This window comes from Fusobacterium perfoetens ATCC 29250 (genome assembly GCF_000622245.1).
In the GTDB taxonomy this organism is placed as follows: Bacteria; Fusobacteriota; Fusobacteriia; order Fusobacteriales; family Fusobacteriaceae; genus Fusobacterium_B; species Fusobacterium_B perfoetens.
Genome location: NZ_KK211416.1, coordinates 348,814 through 368,385, shown reverse-complemented (window position 1 = coordinate 368,385; position 19,572 = coordinate 348,814). Strand labels below are relative to the sequence as shown.

Sequence of the window (19,572 nt, the reverse complement as noted above, 5' to 3'; positions counted from 1 at the left end):
TTTAATTATGAAAATTTTATTTGTTTTTAACAGTTTAATAAAATGCAACAATCCTTTTAAATTAAATTCTAATAAAATTCTTTTAAAATTTCTTTAATCCAAACACTTACTCTTTCAGGAGTTTCGTTATCTTGATTAGTTTCATCTAAAGCAAGTCCAACAAATTTATTTCCTATTACAGCTTCACTTTCTTGATATTTGTATCCTTCATTAGAAGTAAATCCAATAACTTCTCCATGATTTTCTATAACAATATCATAAAGTTTTCTCATTCCTTCAACAAAAGATTCTCCAAAAGTAAATTGATTTCCAAGTCCAACAAGAGCTACTTTTTTACCAGAGAAATCCATATTTTTTAATTGAGAAGAGTGGTCTTCCCAATCTTTTTGTAATTCTCCAACTCCATAAGTAGGTGTAATTAAGATAAGATTTTTAAAATTTTCAATCTCATCAATACCATCAGCTACATTAAAAACTTCATGGTCATGTTTTCTTAAGTTAAAATCTATTTCATCAGCTATTGCTTCTGTTTTACCAGAAGTTGTTCCATAAAAAATTCCTATTTTTTCCATATATTTAATTTCCTTTCATTTTTATTTTATATTACAAATATCTTTTATCACTTCACCAGCAATTATAAGCCCAGCTACAGAAGGTACAAAAGATATACTTCCAACATTGACAGACTTTTCTCTACTATTATCTTCATTTAAAGGTTTTTTAGGTTCTTCTTTAGAATAAAGAACTTTAAGTCTTTTTATACCTCTATTTTTAACTTCTTTTCTAATTACTCTTGCTAGAGGACAAACAGAAGTTTTATTAATATCTGCAATTTCTAATTTTAAAGGGTCTAATTTATTACCTGTTCCCATAGAAGAAATAATAGGGATATTTAATTTATTAGCTTCTTCAATTATACTCAGTTTTGAAGATACCATATCAATAGCATCTACAATATAATCATATTTTTTATTTTGAAAGAACATATCTTTATTTTCTTTTAAATATTTTTCACTGATAGAATTTATTTTAATATCAGGATTAATTGCTTTTGCTCTTTCGGATATAAGATATGTTTTTAATTTTCCAATAGTTTGTGTAGTAGCTATTATTTGTCTATTTATATTTGTAATATCTACAGTATCATAGTCAACTATTGTAAGTTCTCCTATTCCACCTCTTACTAAACCTTCGATTACAAAACCACCAACTCCTCCAAGTCCAAAAACTATTACATGAGAATTTTTTAGTTTATCTAAATTTTCTTTTCCTATAAGTAATTCTTCTCTTTTAAATATCATTATTTCTCCAATTTTTCTAATTTATCATTGATGTGATTTAAAAGTTCATCCATTTTTCTAATATGTTTAGCCTCTGTATATGGAATAGATATTTCAAATTTTATTTCAATTTCACTTATAATATTAGCTATATCAAAGGAATCAGCACCTAATTCATCAAATAAATTAGAAGTATTTTTTATTTCAATTTCATCTATATCTAATTGTTCAGCTATAATTTTTTTTATTATACAGATTTGCTCTTTATCCATATTATTTCACTTCCTAATTTTTAAATTATCATCAACAGATATATTATATAATATTTAATAATATTTTCAAAGATAATTCTTAAGAAATTTTATATATAGAAAATAAAATTATAAAGTAAATATAAAAAAAGAAATTGTTATTAAAATTTTAAGTAATTAACTAAAACTTTTTAACAATTTCTTTTTTGGGTTATACAAATAAATTTTTTATAAAACTTATTAATATTGGATATACAGCCACAACAGTAACAAGTCTAAAAAATTGCATTGTAGCAACTTTTGGTGTATCTGCTCCCATTTCACTGGCAATTATAGACATATCAGACATTCCACCAGGAGAAGCAGCAAAAAGAGAAGTTTCTACATCAAAATCAGTAATTTTATAAATTAAAATTCCTAAAACTAAATTCATAATACAAAATCCTATTATAACTATAAATACAGGAATAAATATTTCTTTTAAACTTATCAAATCTTTCATGGTCATTTTAGCTCCTATTAAAGCTCCAGCTAAAACTTGTATAAGCTGTCTTAATTTTATAGGCATATAGGCTTTATCAGAAATTATATTATAAATAGCAATTACAACCATAGATAAAGTCATTGCTCCAGATGGAATTTTTAAAATATAACCCAATATTCCCCCAAGAGTACCTATCCCTAAAGTTAAAAGAATTTTTTGTAAATTTTCTTTTTTAGAAGAAACTTTTTTATTATTTACTGAATTTTTTTCTAAAGGTTTTTCATCTTGCTTTATATTAGCTCTTCTTTTAAATTTTTTTGATAAAATTTTTATAAGTGTTGGGATTATTCCAACTACAGATATTAGACGAATCATTTGAAGTAAAGCAACTTTAGAGGATTCAGCACCAAAATCATAGGCAATTATTGTCATATCAGCTATTCCTCCAGGAGAAGTAGCAAAAAGAGCTGTTACAATATCTATATTTGTTGTTTTATATATAAAATATCCCATTCCAAAATTAAAAAATGCCATTAAAATAACCATTATTAAACTTGGAATAAAAATTTTCTTCAATCCTTTTACATCTTGAGCTGTTATTTTAGCTCCAATAAAAGTTCCTGTGGAAATTTGAGTTATTATTTTATATGATTGAGGGAGGTCTGCTTTATTAGTTAGGACATTAAAAATAGCTACAGCGAAAAGAGAACCTATCATAGCACCAGCAGGAATTTTATTTTTTAAAGCTATTTTAGCTCCAATTAAACCAACTAATAATGTGAGTACAAAATACACAATAAGCACCTCCAATAATTTAATTATTTATGTATACATTATACCATATTGAAAGCTTAAAAAGAATAACTTTTCTTATTTATCATCAATTTTTAATTGTAAAACATCTGGTCTTGAATAATGTCCACAAGAATCAAATTCCATTCTACTCATAGGAACTTTTTCCATGTCTAGTTCAGCATAGATAATTTTTTGTAATTTTAAATTTTTTTATAAAATAATAACTAAAATTGTACCATGATATATTTAGATTATATTATTAAATTTTTATCATATCTCCTGTATTTAGCCTACAACTTATAAAATTATCATTTTTTTTTATTAAATTTAAAATTAATTCACCAGAACAATGAGAAAATCCAACAATATTTATTTTTAATTTTTCCATTTCATCTATAGTTTTTAAACAACGAATTTCATCAGCTTCTACTAAATGTGTACCTCCAAAGACAGCATATATATTTTTATTTAATCTTTGTTGTATAGTAGTAAGAATATTTAAAATCCCTGGATGGGAGCAACCTGTAATTACAACTAACCCTTTTTCTGTATTTATTACTAAACAAATTTCATCTCTAAAATCATCTTTTATAATTTCTTTACTATCATCAACAACAAATCTATTAGGACTTTTTTCAAAATCAAATTTTCTATTAAAATTTCCAATTAAAAATATATTATTATGAAGCTTTAAAATATCCCCACACTCTATATGTTCAATAGTATTTTTTTCTAATAATTTTTTATCAAAACCACAACCTAAATATGTGTATTTTACTCCATCAAAAGAATATTTAGGATTAAAAAAATTGTATCCTGTAATAAGTTTTGAAATTTTAAAATATTTTATTAAATCAAGAAATCCACAACAATGGTCATAATGTGAATGACTTAATATAACTGTATCTACTTCATTTAAATTAATACCTAATTTTTCAGCATTTTTTATAAATTTATCTCCTCCACTGCAATCAAATAAAAATTTTTTGTCATCAATAATTACAAAAAAAGAAAGTCCATGTTCTGATAAAAGAGAATGGTTTCTTGAATTTTCATTTTCCAAAAGAGTTTGTATTTTTATCATATATTTTTATCCTCCCAAAATTTTAGTATACTTATTTCTAAAATATAAATTTTATAAATAATAACTTAAGTTATTAAATAAAACATATTAAAATAAATTAATAAGATTTTTTATTAAATTATAACATAATTTAATAAAAAATGGATGTTTATTCCAACATCCATTTTCTATAATTACTTAATTTTTTATTTATTTTACTTTAAATATTATTTTATCATTTTCAATATCTACAAGAACTTCACTTTTATCTTTAATTTCATTAGCCAATACTTTTTTAGCTAATTCAGTTTCAACTTCTTTTTGAATAAATCTTTTAAGTGGTCTTGCTCCATATTGTGGGTCAAAAGAATTTTTAGCTAAATAATCAATTACAGCATCAGAAAAATTAAGTGTGATATATCTATCTTTTAATTTATTTTTAGTGTCATTTAAAAGAGCTTTTACAATATTTCTTATAGACTCAATACCTAAGCTTTTGAAAATTATAATATCGTCAATTCTGTTTAAAAATTCAGGTTTAAATGATTGTTTCATAATTTTCATAACAGCTTCTTTTGTTTCTTCTGAAAGATTAGGGTCTTCCAAAATTAAATTACTTCCGATATTAGATGTCATAATAATTAAAGTATTTTTAAAATCAACTAATCTACCTTGTCCATCAGTTAGTCTACCATCATCTAATATTTGTAAGAAAGTATTAAATACATCAGGATGTGCTTTTTCAATCTCATCAAATAGAATTACAGAATAAGGTTTTCTTCTTACAGCTTCTGTTAATTGTCCACCTTCTTCATATCCTACATATCCTGGAGGTGCTCCTATAAGTCTAGTTACTGAAAATTTATCCATATATTCACTCATATCTATTCTTACAATATTATCTTCATCATCAAATAAATTATAAGCAAGAGATTTAGCTAAATAAGTTTTACCTACACCAGTAGGTCCTAAAAAGATAAATGAACCAATAGGTCTTCTACTATCTTTTAAACCAGCTCTAGCTCTTAAAATTGTATCAGCTACAAGTTTTACAGCTTCCTCTTGACCCATAACTCTTTCATTTAAAGATTTTTCAAGATTTAATATTTTTTCTTTTTCACTTTCAACTAATTTATTTACAGGAATACCTGTCCATTTAGAGACAATATCAGCAATTTCTTCATCAGTTACTTCTAACTTTAATAAAGAATGACTAAACTTACTTTCAATAGCTTCTTGTTCTGTTTTTAATTGCTTTTCAAGAGTGGCAAGTTTACCATATTTTAATTCTGCTAATTTATTTAAGTCATAATCTCTTTCAGCTTTTTCAATTTCTAGTTTAGTTTTATCAATATCAGCTTTAAGTTTTTTTACTTTTTCTACACCTTGTTTTTCTACATCCCATTGAGATTTTAAAACAGATTTTTTAGAATTAATTTCAGCTAATTCTTTTTCAAGAGCTACTAATCTTTCTTTGGAAGCATCATCATCTTCTTTTTTTAGAGCTTCTCTTTCAATTTCAAGTTGCATAGATTTTCTTGTAAGTTCATCTAATTCACTAGGCATAGAATCAATTTCTGTTCTTATCATAGCAGCAGCTTCATCTATTAAGTCAATAGCTTTATCTGGTAAAAATCTATCAGCAATATATCTATCACTTAGGACAGCAGCTGATACAATAGCCCCATCACTTATTCTGATTCCATGATAAACTTCATATTTTTCTTTAAGTCCTCTAAGAACTGAAATTGTATCCTCAACACTTGGTTCATCAACCATAACAATTTGGAATCTTCTTTCAAGAGCTGGGTCTTTTTCAATATATTTTCTATATTCATCTATTGTAGTAGCACCAATAACTTTTACTTCTCCTCTAGCAAGCATAGGTTTTAATAAGTTACCAGCATCCATAGCTCCGTCTGTTTTACCAGCTCCAACAATAGTATGAATTTCATCAATGAATAGAATTATATTTCCATGAGATTCCTCAACTTCTTTAAGAACTGCTTTTAATCTTTCCTCAAATTCTCCTCTATATTTAGCACCAGCAATTAAAGCTCCCATATCAAGTGAGAATATTTTTTTATTTTTTAAATTTTCAGGAACATCACCATTTAAAATTCTTTGAGCTATACCTTCAGCAATAGCAGTTTTACCTACACCAGGTTCTCCTATAAGGATAGGATTATTTTTTGTTCTTCTTGAAATAATTTGAATAGTTCTTCTTATTTCTGTATCTCTACCAATTATTGGGTCAATTTTTCCTTCACGAGCAAGTTCTACTAAATCTCTAGCATATTTTTCAAGAACTTCATATTTTGCTTCTGGATTTTGAGAATCTACTTTTTGATTACCTCTAACAGCTTTTACAGTTTCTCTAAATTGTTTTAAATCAATCAATCTTTTTAAAATTCTACTTTCTTCTAAAAGTGCAATAAAAATATGTTCAACACTTATATAAGAGTCTTCCATTTTTTTCATTTCATTTTCAGCTTCAATTAGAACTTTATTTGTTGCCATATCAAGTCCTACATCTGAATTACCAGAAACTTTTGGAAATCTATCAATTTCTCCTTCTAATTCTCTAATAATATTACCTGTATTTAGTCCCATTTTTTCAATAATTCTAGGAATTAGGCCCTCTTTATTTGTAAGAAGTGCTAAGGCTAAAATTTCAGGTTTAATTGTTTGTTGACTATATTTTATAGCCAAGCTCCTAGCTTCATTTAAAGCTAGTATAGAATTTTCTGTAAACATATTTGGGTTCATATTTTACCTCCTCCATAGATAGGCAAATACATTTTTAATAATTCTTAACTTTCAAAAAAGAATTATTTTATTTTTAACTTTCAATCTGACATTATGACGAGAAAAGTTTAAAAAAAGTTATATATTTTTTTCAAAATGAAAAAAATATTTGCGAATTAGTATAAAATTTAATTAAAATATAAAATTTTAGAATGGTTTAATTAAAAAAAGTTACTTTTATTATTTAAAAATTTTTTAATATTGAAAAGAATAAAAGTAAATGATATGATAATTAAAGTTAAATATATTCTAAGGAGGTTAGATAGAGAAAGTTTTATAGTATCTATCAAAAAATTATAATGAAAAAATTAATAGAAATTTTAGGATTAATATTTTTTATAGGAATAGGTTTATTTTTTTATGAATTTTTAAAAACTAATGTACCTGTATAAATTTAATTTTATTCTTATTGATAAATTTTATGGAAAGAAAAAGTACTTTATTGAGTATTTTTTCTTTCTGTATTTAATTTTTCTATAATTTCTTTTATACCTTTAAACCCTAAAGAAATTTTCTCTTTGTCAGTAGAAGCAAAACTCAATCTAAAATATGGACGATTTTTATTGTCTAAGTAAAAATAAAAAGCTGGTAATAATAATATACCTAAGTTTTTAGTTTCAGAATAAAATTTATTGTAATCAATTTTAGAATCTAGTTTAAGCCAAATATAAAAACCACCTTCAATATCATACTCTATTTTTAATTCTTCTATCTCTTTAATTTCATTTTTTATATATTCATATCTCTCTTTATAAATTTTACTTAAGTTTTTTATATGTTGCTCTAAAAATTTATCTTTTAAAAATTCTAATAAAATATATTGCTCTAAACCAGAACTAGAAATATCTGATATAAATTTAGCTCCTTTTATTTTTTCTAATAACTCATTTGGTAAAATCATAAAGGCTAATCTTAACCCAGAGCTTAAAATTTTTGAATAAGATTTCAAATAAATAACATACTTATTTTCTGTATCTAAACTTTTTAAAGATATTTTTTTAGAATTATTATAATAAAGTTCTGATGAAAAATCATCCTCCAAAATATAAGTTTTATATTTTTTAGCTAATTCTAACAATTTAATTTTCTTTTCGTTACTCCAAGAAATTCCCATAGGGCAACTTAAATCAGTCATTGTATAAATAAAAGAAATTTTTTCATTTATAAGTATATTTTCTAACTCCTCCAAATTAAATCCATCTTTTTCCATTTTAACAGTAAAAATTTTACAATTATTTCTAAAAATATTCAATGCACCATGATAAGTAGGTTCTCCAACTATTATTTTATTTCGATTTTTAGTGATTATAGATTTTAAAATTAAATCTAAACCTTGCTGTGTTCCATTTATTATTTGAATATTTTTTATAGAAATATAAATATCTTTTTTTAAAAGTTTATCTTTTATAATTTTTCTTAATTTTTCATTTCCTTCGGTTAATTGATAATTAAGGACATCATACTCTAAAGAATTAGAAAGTTTTAAAAGAATTTCTTTTAATTTATTGTAGATTTCTATATTAAAATTTTGGTTTCCACTAATAAAATTAATAATATTATCACTATCTAATTTTTTAAATCCTTGATTAAAAGTGTTTGTTGAATTTTTAATAGGAGAATTATAAAAAATATATTCTTTTGGTTTTACAAAAATACCAGCTCCTTGTTTTTTTACTATGTATCCATCTTTTTCTAATAAATTATAGGCTTTTAGTACTGTAATATTATTAAGATTATATTTATTAGCTAAAAATCTTATAGAGGGTAATTTGCTATTTTCTGTTAATTCGTTTTTCTCAATTTTTTCTTTTAATTTTTTATATAATTCAATATATTTAAAATCTTTTTCCATAAATTACCTCTTAACTGTGATATAACACTTTCTTGTTATTTTATTGACTTCTATACAATAAATTATTAAAATCTTTATATATCAGTTTATATACTGTTATATAATATATTTTTTTATTAATTTTGTAAATAGAAATTTAAGGAGAGAAAATGAAAACAGAAAAATTATTTTATAAAAACCAATTTTTAAGTTCTTGTAAGGGAATATTAACTGAAATAAATGAAGATGGAGTTATATTTGACAAAACTGTTGCTTATCCTGAAGGTGGAGGACAAATTGGAGATATTGGTTATTTAATAAGAGAAAAAACTAATGAAAAAATAGAATTTTTTAATACTACAAAAATAAAAGGAAGAAATATTTTTTTAGAAGATTTTCCTAGTATAAAAGTTGAAAATTTAATAGTACATCATATTGATAAAGAGATATTAAAAACTTTAGAAATAGGGGAGTCCTTTATAATAAAAATAGATACAGAAAAAAGAGCTAGAACAACTTTACATCACTCAGGATTACATCTAGCACTTATGGTTTTAGAGACTATTCGTCCTAATATAAGAAAATCTATAGTTGGAGCCAAAATAACTTCAACTTATGGGAGATTAGATTTTGCAACAGAAAATAAATTTTCAAAAGATGAATTATTATTAATTGAAGAAAAGTCAAATAGTCTTATTGAAGAGGGATTAGAAATAGTAACATTTCCACATAAAGAAGAAAAGGAAGCGTTATATTGGCAATGTTTAGATTATTGTATTCCATGTGGAGGAACTCATTGTGAAAATACAAAATATTTAGGAAAAATGAAAGTTAAAAGAAAAAATATTGGAAAAACTTCTGAAAGATTGATTATAGAACTATCTGAGATTGAAAATTTTAGAAATTTATATTTGTAAAAATAAGAAAGGTTGTTAAATATTATCATAATTATAAAATTTTATATAAGTTATGAAATATAAGTAACAACCTTTTATTAATATTTAAAGATATTATTAAAAACCATATTTTTTAAATATTTCTTTTGCATTTAAAAGTCTTTCATTGGAAAGTGCATCTATATCTTTTAATGGATATTCCATATTAAGTTCTTCATATTTAAAAACTCCTAAAGTATGGTAAGGTAACAATTCTACTTTTTCAATAATATTTTTATAATCTTTCAAATATTTAGCAAGAGTTTCTAATAAATTGTCATTATCAGTTATTGTAGGAACAATTACATGTCTTATCCAAACTTTTTTATTTTTTTCTTTTAGATAATCTAAGAATTTTAAAGTATTTTCAAGTTCAACTTTTGTTAAGGATTTATATATTTCTTTATCAATACATTTAATATCCAATAAAACTAAATCAGTATATTTTAAGATTTCTTTTACTTTTTCATCAAATATATATCCTGATGTATCTAAAGTTGTGTGAACTCCATTTTTTTTACAAAGTTTAAAAAATTCAAGTAAAAAATCTTTTTGTACAAGAGGTTCTCCTCCTGTTACAGTAACTCCACCCTTAGTTCCAAAAAAACTTTTATACTTTATCATTTCATCAAAAACCTCTTGAGGAGTCATTTCTTTTTTAGAAGTTTTTATATCCCAAGTATCAGGATTATGGCAAAATTTACATCTTAAGGGACAACCTTGTAAAAAAATTACAAATCTTATCCCTGGTCCGTCAACAGTTCCAAAACTTTCAAATGAGTGAATTTTTCCTTTTATATTTTCCATTTTTTCTCCTAAATAAATTTTAAATAAGGGATTGATTCACAATGTGAAGCAATCCCTTAACATTTTATAATAAAATTTTATTACATTCTTTGATTAATAGTTCTTGATAATACATCAAGTTGTTGTTCTCTAGTAAGTTTTATGAAGTTTACAGCATAACCAGAAACTCTGATTGTAAGTTGAGGATATTTTTCAGGATGTTCCATAGCATCTTCTAATAATTCTCTATTGAATACATTGACATTTAGATGTTGTCCACCTTCAGGAGTAAAGTATCCATCTAATAGTCCTATTAAGTTGTTTATTCTTTCCTCATCAGATTTTCCAAGTGCTGCTGGAGTTATAGCAAAAGTATAAGATATTCCGTCTTCAGCATGGTGGAATGGTAATTTTGCTACTGATAATAAAGAAGCTAAAGCTCCATTAGTATCTCTTCCATTCATAGGGTTAGCTCCTGGAGCAAATGGTGTTCCACCTAGTCTTCCATCTGGAGTATTTCCTGTTTTTTTACCATAAACTACATTTGAAGTAATAGTTAAAACAGATTGAGTAGGAACAGAATTTCTATAAGTTTCATGGGCTCTTAAATGATTCATAAACTTTTCTACTACCATTACAGCTAAATCATCTGTTTCTTTATTATTATTTCCATAAGGGACGTATTCTCCTTCTCTAATAAAGTCAACAATAAGTCCTGTTTCATCTCTTACTACTTTTACTTTTGCATTTTTAATAGCAGCTAGTGAGTCAGCAACTATTGAAAGTCCAGCTATTCCTGTAGCTTGAGTTCTTCTTATATTTAAATCATGTAAAGCCATAGCAAAAGCTTCATAAGCATATTTATCATGCATATAGTGAATTATTTTTAGAGCATTTACATATACTCCAGAAAGCCATTTCATCATTCTATCAAATTTTTCCATTACATCATCAAAGTCTAAATATTCTCCAACTGCTCCTTGATATTTTGGTCCAACTTGTTTTCCTGATTTTTCATCTCTTCCACCATTAATAGCATATAGTAAACATTTTGCTAAGTTTGCTCTAGCTCCAAAGAATTCCATTCCTTTTCCAATTTGCATTGGAGAAACACAACATGCTATTCCATAATCATCACCTAAATCAGGTCTCATTAAATCATCATTTTCATATTGAATAGCTGAAGTATTTATAGAAACTTTTGAACAGAATTTTTTCCAATTTTCAGGAGAATTTACAGACCATAAAACTGTTAAGTTTGGTTCTGGTGCTGGTCCTAAATTATACAAAGTATTTAAATATCTGAAAGAGTTTTTAGTAACTAAAGTTCTTCCATCTACTCCTTGTCCTCCAACAGATTCTGTTACCCAAGTAGGGTCTCCAGAGAATAATTCATTGTATTCAGGAGCTCTTAAAAATCTAATTATTCTTAATTTAATGATAAATTGGTCAATTAATTCTTGAGCTTCTTCTTCTGTAATTACTCCATTTTGTAAATCTCTTTCAATATATATATCTAAGAATGTAGAAGTTCTTCCTAAAGATGTAGCAGCTCCATCTTGGTCTTTTGTAACAGCCAAATAAGCAAAATATACAAATTGTACAGCTTCTTTTGCATTAGATGCTGGTTTAGTAACATCAAAACCATATGAAGCACACATTTTTACAAATTTTTTCATTTCAGAAATTTGGTCAGCAATCTCTTCTCTTCTTCTAATAGTTTCATCATCTAACTCAGCTATTTCAAGAAGTTTCATTTGTTGTTCTTTATCTTCTATAAGTCTGTCTATTCCATAAAGAGCTACTCTTCTATAATCTCCTATGATTCTTCCTCTTCCATAAGCATCAGGAAGTCCTGTAATTATTCCAGCACTTCTACAAGCTTTCATTTCATCAGTATATACTTGGAAAACTCCTTCATTATGACATTTTCTATATCTTGTAAAAATTTCTTCTGTCATTGGGTCTATTTCAAATCCATAAGCTTTAAGAGCTTTTTCAACTACTCTTAACCCACCTTTTGGATAAATTCCTCTTTTTAAAGGAACATCTGTTTGTACTCCAACAATTACTTCAGATTCCTTATCTATATATCCTGGTCCATAAGCATCTATAGCTTGAGGCTTTTTAGTTTCAGCATCATAAACTCCTCTTTTTCTTTCTTCAGCAAGAAGTTCTGTTAATTTGTCCCAAACTTTTTTAGTTTTTTCAGAGCTACCTTTTAAGAAAGTATCGTCTCCTTCATAAGGGGTATAGTTATTTTGGATAAAGTTTCTTACATTAATTTCTCTTTTCCAAAGCTCTCCTTTAAAACCATTCCATGCTTTCATTAATTAATTCCTCCTTAAAAAATTTAATGTACATTAACAATGTTTATGTATATTTTATATCATATTGTTTTGAAGTTGTCAAATATTTTATTTGCAAACTTTAAGAATATTAAAGTTCAATAAAATTTGACATAATTAATAATATCATATATGTTGTGTTTTTTCAAGAAAAAAATACAATATTTTGTATTTACGAAAGAAAAATATAATAAAAAAATAATAATATTAAATTAAAATTTTTTTCTTGAATTTTATTAAGTTTTAATATATAATTGTTTGTTAATAAATTTTACTTTAGGAGGGGCTTTATGTTTAAAGGAATTTATTGGACATTTTTAGGAACCACATTTATATTTTTAATGACAACACTAGGTTCTTCTATGGTTTTTTTCTTTAAGAAAGAAATAAAAGAGAATGTTCAAAGAATATTTTTAGGATTTGCTGCTGGAATAATGATTTCTGCATCAATGTTTGGCTTACTTACTCCAGCTATAGAACAAGCTGAAGCACTTGGAATGATAGGATGGGTGCCAGCTGTTACAGGATTTTTAGGAGGAGTTTTTTTTATTTTATTTTTAGATAAATTAATTCCACATTTACATAGTGGAGAAAATAAAGTTGAAGGGGTTAGTACAAATCTTAAGAGAACTTCACTTTTAATGACTGCAGTTACTCTTCACAATATTCCTGAAGGAATAGCTATAGGACTTTCTTTTGCACTTGCTAGTCAAAATTCTTATGAACCTAGTTATTTAGCTTCAGCTATGGGATTGGCTTTAGGAATTGGAATTCAAAATTTTCCTGAAGGGGCAGCAGTATCACTCCCACTAAGAAGAGAGGGGTTTAGCACTACAAAAGCTTTTGTGTTAGGAAGTTTATCTGGAATAGTAGAACCTATATTTGGAATAATGACTGTATTTATTTCAGCATCATTAGAAAATGTTATGCCATGGTTATTATCTTTTTCAGCTGGAGCAATGATGTATGTTGTTGTAGAAGAACTTATACCAGAGGCTAATTTAGGAGAACATTCTGATACTGGAACATTAAGTGTAATGATAGGTTTTGCTTTAATGATGATATTAGATGTTGCTTTAGGATAGTACAATAAATAAAATTTTATCTTAATTCAAATAGTACTGAAGAAATTTTTCTTCAGTTTTTTTTATTATTTAAAAAATAATTTTTTATAAGAAGCATAGTAATTATTTATAATTTTAGAAAAAATATGGAATTTTTCTAATTAAATCAAAAAAATATTTGACATGCTAAATATTTTGTGATAAGATTTTTTTATCTAAAAAATATTTAAAATTATTTTTCAAAGGAGGCTTATTAATGAAGACAGGAATTTTTTATGGAAGTACTACAGGAGTTACAGAGGACATAGCAAAAAGAGTTGGAGATTTATTAGGAGCTGATGTATATGAAGCTTCTGAAATAAATAAAGTTGATGAATATGAATTTGTAATATTTGCTACTTCTACTTGGGGAATGGGGGATTTACAAGATAGTTGGATGGATGCTATTGAAACTTTAAAAACTAAAAATCTTTCAGGAAAAAAAGTAGGATTAATAGGTGTTGGTGACCAATTTGGATTTGGGGATACATTTGTAGATGGAATAGGAGAAATATATAATGTTGTAAATGAAATAGGTGGAAATGTTGTAGGAAAAACTTCTATAAATGGGTATGAGTTTTCTAACTCAAGAGCAGTAGTAGATGATGAATTTGTTGGCCTTGTAATAGATGAAAATAATCAAAGTGATTTAACAGAAGAAAGAATTAATAAATGGGTTGAGAGTGTGAAATAATTATGAGTATAGAAAAAAGAAGAGAATTAGATGTTTTTATACACATGATTTATGAACTAGATAAAGGTGTTAGAATATTATCTCTTCTTACCACTTCTTATGATAACGAAGAAGTTATTAGAGAAAAGTTAGAAGAGTGTGGTTATGACTATATGATAGAATACTTAAATGAAAAAATGATTAATGTATATTTTGGAAATAGAGACTCAATAAAAGTAGTAAAAAGTTTTAATAAATCTTCTTTATCTCATTTATCTCCTGAAGAAGATTTTATACTTGGAGTTTTATTAGGATATAATACAGAAAAACAATGTCAACGATATTTAAATAGAAAAATTGCATAATAAAAAATGAGGTTATTATAAAACTCTATAATGACCTCATTTTTTATATTCTGTTTGAAAAATAAAATTTTATTTTTTAAATTTCTTCCTCTACTAAATTGTTTCTTTTTAAATAATGAGCTATGTAAACAAAAGGAGTGTCAGATATAGCAACAATAAATTTAATAACATATGTGGCTATAAATATTTCTTTTAATACTTCAAAAGGATAAACTCCATAAAAAGCAACTATAGTAAAAACTAGATTATCAATAAATTGGCTAACTAAAGTGCTTGCATTATTTCTTATCCAAATATGTTTTGTAGAAGAATATTTTTTCTTCCAAAATTCATAAGCCCAAATATCATGACTTTGAGAAATAAAATAAGCAAGAAGGGAAGCAATCATAAGTCTTGGCATAAAATCAAATATTTGTTTTACACTTTCAAACATAACAATTCCCTCCTCAAGAGGAACAAATAAAACAGCTATTTTCATTATTATACTAGTAACTATTAAAGAAAAAAATCCAATTTGAACAGCTTTTTGAGCAGATTTTTTTCCATAATTTTCAGCTAATATATCTGTAACTAAAAAACCTCCTGCATATAAAATATTTCCTAAAGTAGTACTAAAACCAAATAATCTAACTAATAAAACAACTTGAATATTAGCTAAAATTGTAGAAACTGGAATCCAAGAATAAAGTCCAATTTTTCCAAATTTTTTATAAATAAATATTATACTTAAAAAATTTACAATTAACATCAATGCCCAAAGTAGTTCGTTTCTCATATATCCTCCTAGTAATTTTTATTGTTCAAAAACACCTAAATCTTTGTTATCGATTAAAAGTTCTACTCTATCATCATCAGTTAAATAAGAATATTTTTTGACAAACCATTTAACAAGTTCATCATCTCTTTTTACTACAGTTCCATTATCAATAAATATATTTATGGTTATATTTTTAAAATATTTTAAACCTAATTCAATATCATTATCAATCATCTCTTTAGTTTGTCCTTTAGTACAAACTAAAAGGCAGACAGAATAAAGTTCAGTACTTAATTTTTTTAAAATTTCTTCATTTAAAGAAAAATTTTTATTATAAATATTTTTTCTAAAATTATCATCAAAAGTTTCTAATCCCATTCTAAATCTTATTTCTATTCCAGAAAAATATTCTCTTATTTTAGAAAGTAAATTTATATAACCATAATAAATTTCAAAATAGAGAGTATGAATATTTTTTTCTTTTACAACTCTTTTTATTTCTTTCAAAGTGTCATCAGGTAATTCAAATACAGAGCCAGAGTTTATAACTTCCAAAACTCCATATTCACCTGTAATATTTTCTAAAACTTTTTTATTAGTTTTATTAATTAAATTTTCATCTGTAGAATTATCTTCAATATAATTACAGAAACTACATTTTCCATATTTACATGGAAAACTTTTTAAGAGTACTATTTCTCTTTGATGTTTGTCATTGATTTTGTTGTATCTAATACCCAAAATAACCTCCTAAAATTTTATAAAATAAAAAGAGTAGAATAGTTCTACTCTAACCACTATAAAATCATTTTTATTTTTAAGTAATAAAAAAAGACCTAGTTTTTTATAGATGGTTTATCTGTGCAGAACATCTCCCTAACAAAGTAGGAATTTTATAATTTTGACAAAAAATAGTATAACTTTTTTTTAAAAAATTGTCAATAAAATTTTGAAGATAAATTAAAAAATGATATAATGAAATTAAAATTTTTATAAAAGAGGCTATAATTTATGGATAATAAAAAGATGATAGAAGAATTAATAAAAATAAAAGAATATAAAGCAGCTTTAAAAGTCCTATTAGAGTATGAAGAGAAAGGAGAAAATAGTTATTGGCTTTATTGTAATATAGGTTGGTTATTAGGGAGAACTAATGAAAGAGAAAAGGCTATCACATATTTAAAAAAAGCAGAAAGTTTTGAGGAATATGATGAAAATGGGTGGTTATGTTGTGAACTTGGTTGGAATTATGGAGGATTAGGAAAATATAAATTAGCTGAATATTATTTAAAAAAAGCTAGAGAATATGGAAGAGATGATTCTTGGTTAAATTCAGAACTTGGTTGGAATTTATCAAGAATGGAGAAAGTCCAAGAAGCTCTCTATTATTTAAAAAAATCTGAGGAGATGGGAAGATGTGACTATTGGTTAAATTCAGAGATAGGGTATGTTTATGAAAAATTAGACAATTATGAAGAAGCTTTAGGATATTATAAAGTAGCTCTTTCTCTAAAAAAAGAAGATATGTGGCTTACATCTCATTTAGGTTTTTGTTATGAAAAATTAGATAAAATTGATAAGGCTATAGAAAAATTTAAAGAAGCTGAAAAATTAGGAAGAAAAGATACTTGGTTATATTCTCAAATTAGTTGGTGCTTAGGAAAAAGAGAAAAGTATAGAGAAGCTATAGCATATTTAATAAAAGCTAAAGAATTAGGAAGAAATGATTTTTGGTTAAATTGTGAACTTGGCTGGAATTATGGAAAAATTCAAAAATATGATAAAGCACTTTTTTTTCTGGAAAGAGCTTATTGTATAGATAATACAGATGGTTGGTTAGAGGGAGAAATAGGATGGAATTTAGGTAGAATTGGAAAACATAAAGAAGCCATTAAGTTTTTAGAAAATTCTCTTTCAAAAAATTGTGGTAATGAAAATTGGGTTTATGAAGAAATAGGTTGGAATTTTGCTAAAATAGGAAATTTTAAAAAATCTAAAATTTTTTATGAAACTGCAAATAAAAAGTATCCAAATGAGAATACTAAAAAAGCTTTAGAAATATTGGATGAAGTTATGAAAAATAAATAGGCAGTAGAAATTTCTACTGCCTATTTTTATTTAGTTAATTTTATTTTCTTCAGGTTCTTTTGTTTCTTCAGGTTGTTTCATTTCTTCTGGTTTTGGAAGAGGTCTTCCAAACATCCATTCTAAATGTCTTCTTAGTCCTAATAAATCAAATTCTTTTCCATCTAAAACTAATTTATTATCTTCAGGAATTGTTATATATCCTTCTTGTACAGGAACATTTTTATCAAGACTATGTTGAATTTTTATTTTTTTATCATATCCTACAGGTTGGAATTCTGTTCTTATTACTTTAATAACAGTATCATCTGCTAAAATATGGTTAATTTCCTCTTGAGTAAAAGGTCTTTGAGGTGGATAGTCAGCAATAAATAAAGTATTTTCAGCAATAAATTTATATTTATTATCTGGAGTTTTCTCAAATATTTCTATTGTATATCTTCCTCTTGTAGGAATTAAGAATTTTTCAAGGTCTAATATTTTTTTACCTACTCCAAATGGGTCTACCATTGGTTGAAACTCTCCTTTTGTAATTAAATCTCCTTCAGGACCATTTAATCTAACTTCAAATAAAGTTGGTTTTAAAATCTCCTCTATTGTTATAACTATTGACATGTGTTGCATAGGAATAGGAAACATAGGTTGAATCATGTTATCAAAAATTCCTAAAGCATCAACAGCTCCTAATTGTGGATTAATTTGTGCTCTATGTGCAACTAGTATACTTTTAACTTTCATTCTCTCCTCCTAATAATCACAAAATATGTATCATTTATTATGATATCATATTTTCTTTTAATATTAAATATATTTATTAAAAAAATTATTTTTTTCTAAAAGCTATATAATCAGCAAGTTCAATTAATAATTTTCCTTTTTCTTCAGAAAAATTATTTTTTATAATATTTTTTGCATTTTCAGTTATTTCAATTAAAAGTTTTTTGCTTTCAACTAATCCAATTAAAGAAGGATAAGTAGATTTTTCAAGTTCTACATCACTTCCAATAGGTTTTCCTAAAGTATCAAAATCCCCTTCTATATCTAAAATATCATCTTTTATTTGAAAAGCTAAGCCTATTAAATCAGCGAACTCTTCTAATTTTTTTCTGATTTCTAAAGGAACATCAGCTATAATGCAGCCAAATTCAATAGGAAGTCTTAAAAGTTTTCCTGTTTTATTTTTATGGATATATTTTAAAGTTTTCATATCTATTTTTTTTCCTTCACTTTCGATATCTATCATTTGTCCACCAATCATTCCATTAATACCAGCATAGCTAGAAGTAAGTCTAACTATTTCAACTATTTTTTCAGAAGAAAGTAAACCAATATTTTTTTCAGTAAAAATATTAAAAGCATGAGTTAATAAAGCATCTCCTATTAATATTCCCTCTGCTTCACCAAATTTTTTATGAGTAGTAAGTTTTCCTCTTCTATAATCATCATTATCTAGAGCTGGTAAATCATCATGAACTAATGAATAAGAGTGAATCATTTCTAAACCTACTGCTGTAGGATAAGCAAATTTTTCATCTTTATTAAATAAGTCTAGAATCATAAAAAGAAGAATAGGTCTTATTCTTTTTCCACCATTTAATATGGCATATTTCATTCCATCAGCAATTTGCCAAGGATATTCTAAATCACTTAAATATTCATTTACTTTATTTTCTAATATTTCTTTTTTTTGATTCAAATAATCTTTAAGCATTTTCCTCATTCTCCTTATTAAAATTTTCTATCTCTATTTCTCCATCTTTATCAATAACTTTTAATAATTTTCCTTCAGCAGAATTTAATATTTTTTTTGCATTATTGATATATTTCATTGCTTTTTCATATTCTTTTATGGAATCCTCAAGAGATAAATCTCCTGTTTCTAATTTTTCTATAATTTCATCTATATTTTCAACTATCTTTTCGAAAGAAAGTGTCTTAGCCATAAATAGTCCTCCTAAAATATATAGTATTACAGAAGTATTTTAACAAAAAAAATTTTTTTCTTCAA

Annotated in this window: 19 protein-coding genes; 5 read left to right on the top strand and 14 right to left on the bottom strand. The window is 25.3% G+C overall.

Features of this window, described 5'->3' with window-relative positions:
- Positions 1–68: 68 nt before the first annotated feature.
- The 7 genes from T364_RS0108680 to T364_RS10790 form a co-directional block, all read right to left on the bottom strand.
- Positions 69–572, bottom strand: a complete 504-nt coding sequence (locus T364_RS0108680) for a flavodoxin (protein WP_027129240.1) — start codon at positions 570–572, stop codon at positions 69–71.
- 21 nt (positions 573–593) lie between these two features.
- Positions 594–1,301, bottom strand: coding sequence for a tRNA threonylcarbamoyladenosine dehydratase (locus T364_RS0108675; protein ID WP_027129239.1), 708 nt, complete (start codon positions 1,299–1,301; stop codon positions 594–596).
- A complete protein-coding gene (locus tag T364_RS0108670; RefSeq protein ID WP_027129238.1) occupies positions 1,301–1,552 on the bottom strand; it encodes an acyl carrier protein in 252 nt (83 codons plus the stop codon). Before T364_RS0108670 ends, T364_RS0108675 begins: the two co-directional genes overlap by 1 nt.
- A 190-nt stretch (positions 1,553–1,742) precedes the next feature.
- Positions 1,743–2,810, bottom strand: a complete 1,068-nt coding sequence (locus T364_RS0108665) for an AbrB family protein (protein WP_027129237.1) — start codon at positions 2,808–2,810, stop codon at positions 1,743–1,745.
- A gap of 259 nt (positions 2,811–3,069) precedes the next feature.
- Positions 3,070–3,894 (bottom strand): MBL fold metallo-hydrolase, encoded by an 825-nt coding sequence (locus tag T364_RS0108655; RefSeq protein WP_035945600.1) that lies wholly within the window; start codon positions 3,892–3,894, stop codon positions 3,070–3,072.
- 189 nt (positions 3,895–4,083) lie between these two features.
- A complete protein-coding gene (gene clpB, locus T364_RS0108650; RefSeq protein WP_027129235.1) occupies positions 4,084–6,642 on the bottom strand; it encodes an ATP-dependent chaperone ClpB in 2,559 nt (852 codons plus the stop codon).
- Positions 6,643–7,120: 478 nt separating this feature from the next.
- On the bottom strand, positions 7,121–8,533 hold the full coding sequence (locus T364_RS10790) for an aminotransferase-like domain-containing protein (RefSeq protein ID WP_051532706.1): 1,413 nt from the start codon (positions 8,531–8,533) through the stop codon (positions 7,121–7,123).
- A 149-nt stretch (positions 8,534–8,682) separates the two neighbouring features.
- On the opposite strand from T364_RS10790, the gene T364_RS0108635 reads away from it, so the two are divergent.
- Entirely contained in the window at positions 8,683–9,429 is a 747-nt protein-coding gene (locus T364_RS0108635; protein ID WP_027129234.1) for an alanine--tRNA ligase-related protein, read from the top strand.
- A gap of 96 nt (positions 9,430–9,525) precedes the next feature.
- Here T364_RS0108635 and pflA read toward each other — a convergent pair whose 3' ends face one another.
- Both pflA and pflB read right to left on the bottom strand, forming a co-directional pair.
- Positions 9,526–10,245 carry a pyruvate formate-lyase-activating protein gene (pflA, locus tag T364_RS0108630; RefSeq protein ID WP_027129233.1) on the bottom strand — a complete coding sequence of 240 codons (720 nt, stop codon included), beginning with the start codon at positions 10,243–10,245 and terminating at the stop codon, positions 9,526–9,528.
- An 89-nt stretch (positions 10,246–10,334) separates the two neighbouring features.
- Positions 10,335–12,563, bottom strand: coding sequence for a formate C-acetyltransferase (pflB, locus tag T364_RS0108625; RefSeq protein WP_027129232.1), 2,229 nt, complete (start codon positions 12,561–12,563; stop codon positions 10,335–10,337).
- Positions 12,564–12,871: 308 nt separating this feature from the next.
- Here pflB and T364_RS0108620 point away from each other — a divergent pair, with 308 nt between their 5' ends.
- From T364_RS0108620 to T364_RS0108610, 3 genes are all read left to right on the top strand, one after another.
- On the top strand, positions 12,872–13,666 hold the full coding sequence (locus T364_RS0108620; protein ID WP_027129231.1) for a ZIP family metal transporter: 795 nt from the start codon (positions 12,872–12,874) through the stop codon (positions 13,664–13,666).
- 235 nt (positions 13,667–13,901) lie between these two features.
- A complete protein-coding gene (locus T364_RS0108615; protein WP_027129230.1) occupies positions 13,902–14,378 on the top strand; it encodes a flavodoxin in 477 nt (158 codons plus the stop codon).
- Between the two features lie 2 nt (positions 14,379–14,380).
- Positions 14,381–14,722, top strand: a complete 342-nt coding sequence (locus tag T364_RS0108610) for a DUF2023 family protein (protein WP_027129229.1) — start codon at positions 14,381–14,383, stop codon at positions 14,720–14,722.
- A 76-nt stretch (positions 14,723–14,798) separates the two neighbouring features.
- On the opposite strand, the gene T364_RS0108605 is transcribed toward T364_RS0108610, so the two are convergent.
- Both T364_RS0108605 and T364_RS0108600 read right to left on the bottom strand, forming a co-directional pair.
- Positions 14,799–15,497 (bottom strand): queuosine precursor transporter, encoded by a 699-nt coding sequence (locus tag T364_RS0108605; RefSeq protein ID WP_027129228.1) that lies wholly within the window; start codon positions 15,495–15,497, stop codon positions 14,799–14,801.
- An 18-nt stretch (positions 15,498–15,515) separates the two neighbouring features.
- Complete coding sequence (locus T364_RS0108600; protein WP_027129227.1) at positions 15,516–16,220, bottom strand: radical SAM protein; 705 nt, start codon at positions 16,218–16,220, stop codon at positions 15,516–15,518.
- 270 nt (positions 16,221–16,490) lie between these two features.
- Here T364_RS0108600 and T364_RS10785 point away from each other — a divergent pair, with 270 nt between their 5' ends.
- Entirely contained in the window at positions 16,491–17,567 is a 1,077-nt protein-coding gene (locus T364_RS10785) for a tetratricopeptide repeat protein (protein WP_051532705.1), read from the top strand.
- 30 nt (positions 17,568–17,597) lie between these two features.
- Here T364_RS10785 and T364_RS0108590 read toward each other — a convergent pair whose 3' ends face one another.
- From T364_RS0108590 to xseB, 3 genes are all read right to left on the bottom strand, one after another.
- Positions 17,598–18,302: a DUF6941 family protein gene (locus tag T364_RS0108590; protein WP_027129226.1), complete on the bottom strand. Its 705-nt coding sequence runs from the start codon at positions 18,300–18,302 to the stop codon at positions 17,598–17,600.
- An 85-nt stretch (positions 18,303–18,387) separates the two neighbouring features.
- Positions 18,388–19,275 (bottom strand): polyprenyl synthetase family protein, encoded by an 888-nt coding sequence (locus tag T364_RS0108585; RefSeq protein WP_027129225.1) that lies wholly within the window; start codon positions 19,273–19,275, stop codon positions 18,388–18,390.
- Complete coding sequence (gene xseB / locus T364_RS0108580; protein ID WP_027129224.1) at positions 19,268–19,507, bottom strand: exodeoxyribonuclease VII small subunit; 240 nt, start codon at positions 19,505–19,507, stop codon at positions 19,268–19,270. The genes T364_RS0108585 and xseB overlap by 8 nt, the downstream gene beginning before the upstream one ends.
- Between the last annotated feature and the right edge of the window lie 65 nt (positions 19,508–19,572).

What these genes read in the sequence shown, in the direction of transcription:
- T364_RS0108610 (WP_027129229.1), top strand. Translation starts at nt 14,381, where the DNA reads ATGAGTATAGAAAAAAGAAGAGAATTAGATGTTTTTATACACATGATT.
- T364_RS0108590 (WP_027129226.1), bottom strand. Translation starts at nt 18,302, where the DNA reads ATGAAAGTTAAAAGTATACTAGTTGCACATAGAGCACAAATTAATCCA.
- pflB (WP_027129232.1), bottom strand. Translation starts at nt 12,563, where the DNA reads ATGAAAGCATGGAATGGTTTTAAAGGAGAGCTTTGGAAAAGAGAAATT.
- T364_RS0108635 (WP_027129234.1), top strand. Translation starts at nt 8,683, where the DNA reads ATGAAAACAGAAAAATTATTTTATAAAAACCAATTTTTAAGTTCTTGT.
- T364_RS0108655 (WP_035945600.1), bottom strand. Translation starts at nt 3,894, where the DNA reads ATGATAAAAATACAAACTCTTTTGGAAAATGAAAATTCAAGAAACCAT.
- T364_RS0108605 (WP_027129228.1), bottom strand. Translation starts at nt 15,497, where the DNA reads ATGAGAAACGAACTACTTTGGGCATTGATGTTAATTGTAAATTTTTTA.
- T364_RS0108585 (WP_027129225.1), bottom strand. Translation starts at nt 19,275, where the DNA reads ATGCTTAAAGATTATTTGAATCAAAAAAAAGAAATATTAGAAAATAAA.
- xseB (WP_027129224.1), bottom strand. Translation starts at nt 19,507, where the DNA reads ATGGCTAAGACACTTTCTTTCGAAAAGATAGTTGAAAATATAGATGAA.
- T364_RS0108670 (WP_027129238.1), bottom strand. Translation starts at nt 1,552, where the DNA reads ATGGATAAAGAGCAAATCTGTATAATAAAAAAAATTATAGCTGAACAA.
- T364_RS0108680 (WP_027129240.1), bottom strand. Translation starts at nt 572, where the DNA reads ATGGAAAAAATAGGAATTTTTTATGGAACAACTTCTGGTAAAACAGAA.
- T364_RS10790 (WP_051532706.1), bottom strand. Translation starts at nt 8,533, where the DNA reads ATGGAAAAAGATTTTAAATATATTGAATTATATAAAAAATTAAAAGAA.
- T364_RS0108620 (WP_027129231.1), top strand. Translation starts at nt 12,872, where the DNA reads ATGTTTAAAGGAATTTATTGGACATTTTTAGGAACCACATTTATATTT.
- clpB (WP_027129235.1), bottom strand. Translation starts at nt 6,642, where the DNA reads ATGAACCCAAATATGTTTACAGAAAATTCTATACTAGCTTTAAATGAA.
- T364_RS0108675 (WP_027129239.1), bottom strand. Translation starts at nt 1,301, where the DNA reads ATGATATTTAAAAGAGAAGAATTACTTATAGGAAAAGAAAATTTAGAT.
- T364_RS0108615 (WP_027129230.1), top strand. Translation starts at nt 13,902, where the DNA reads ATGAAGACAGGAATTTTTTATGGAAGTACTACAGGAGTTACAGAGGAC.
- T364_RS10785 (WP_051532705.1), top strand. Translation starts at nt 16,491, where the DNA reads ATGGATAATAAAAAGATGATAGAAGAATTAATAAAAATAAAAGAATAT.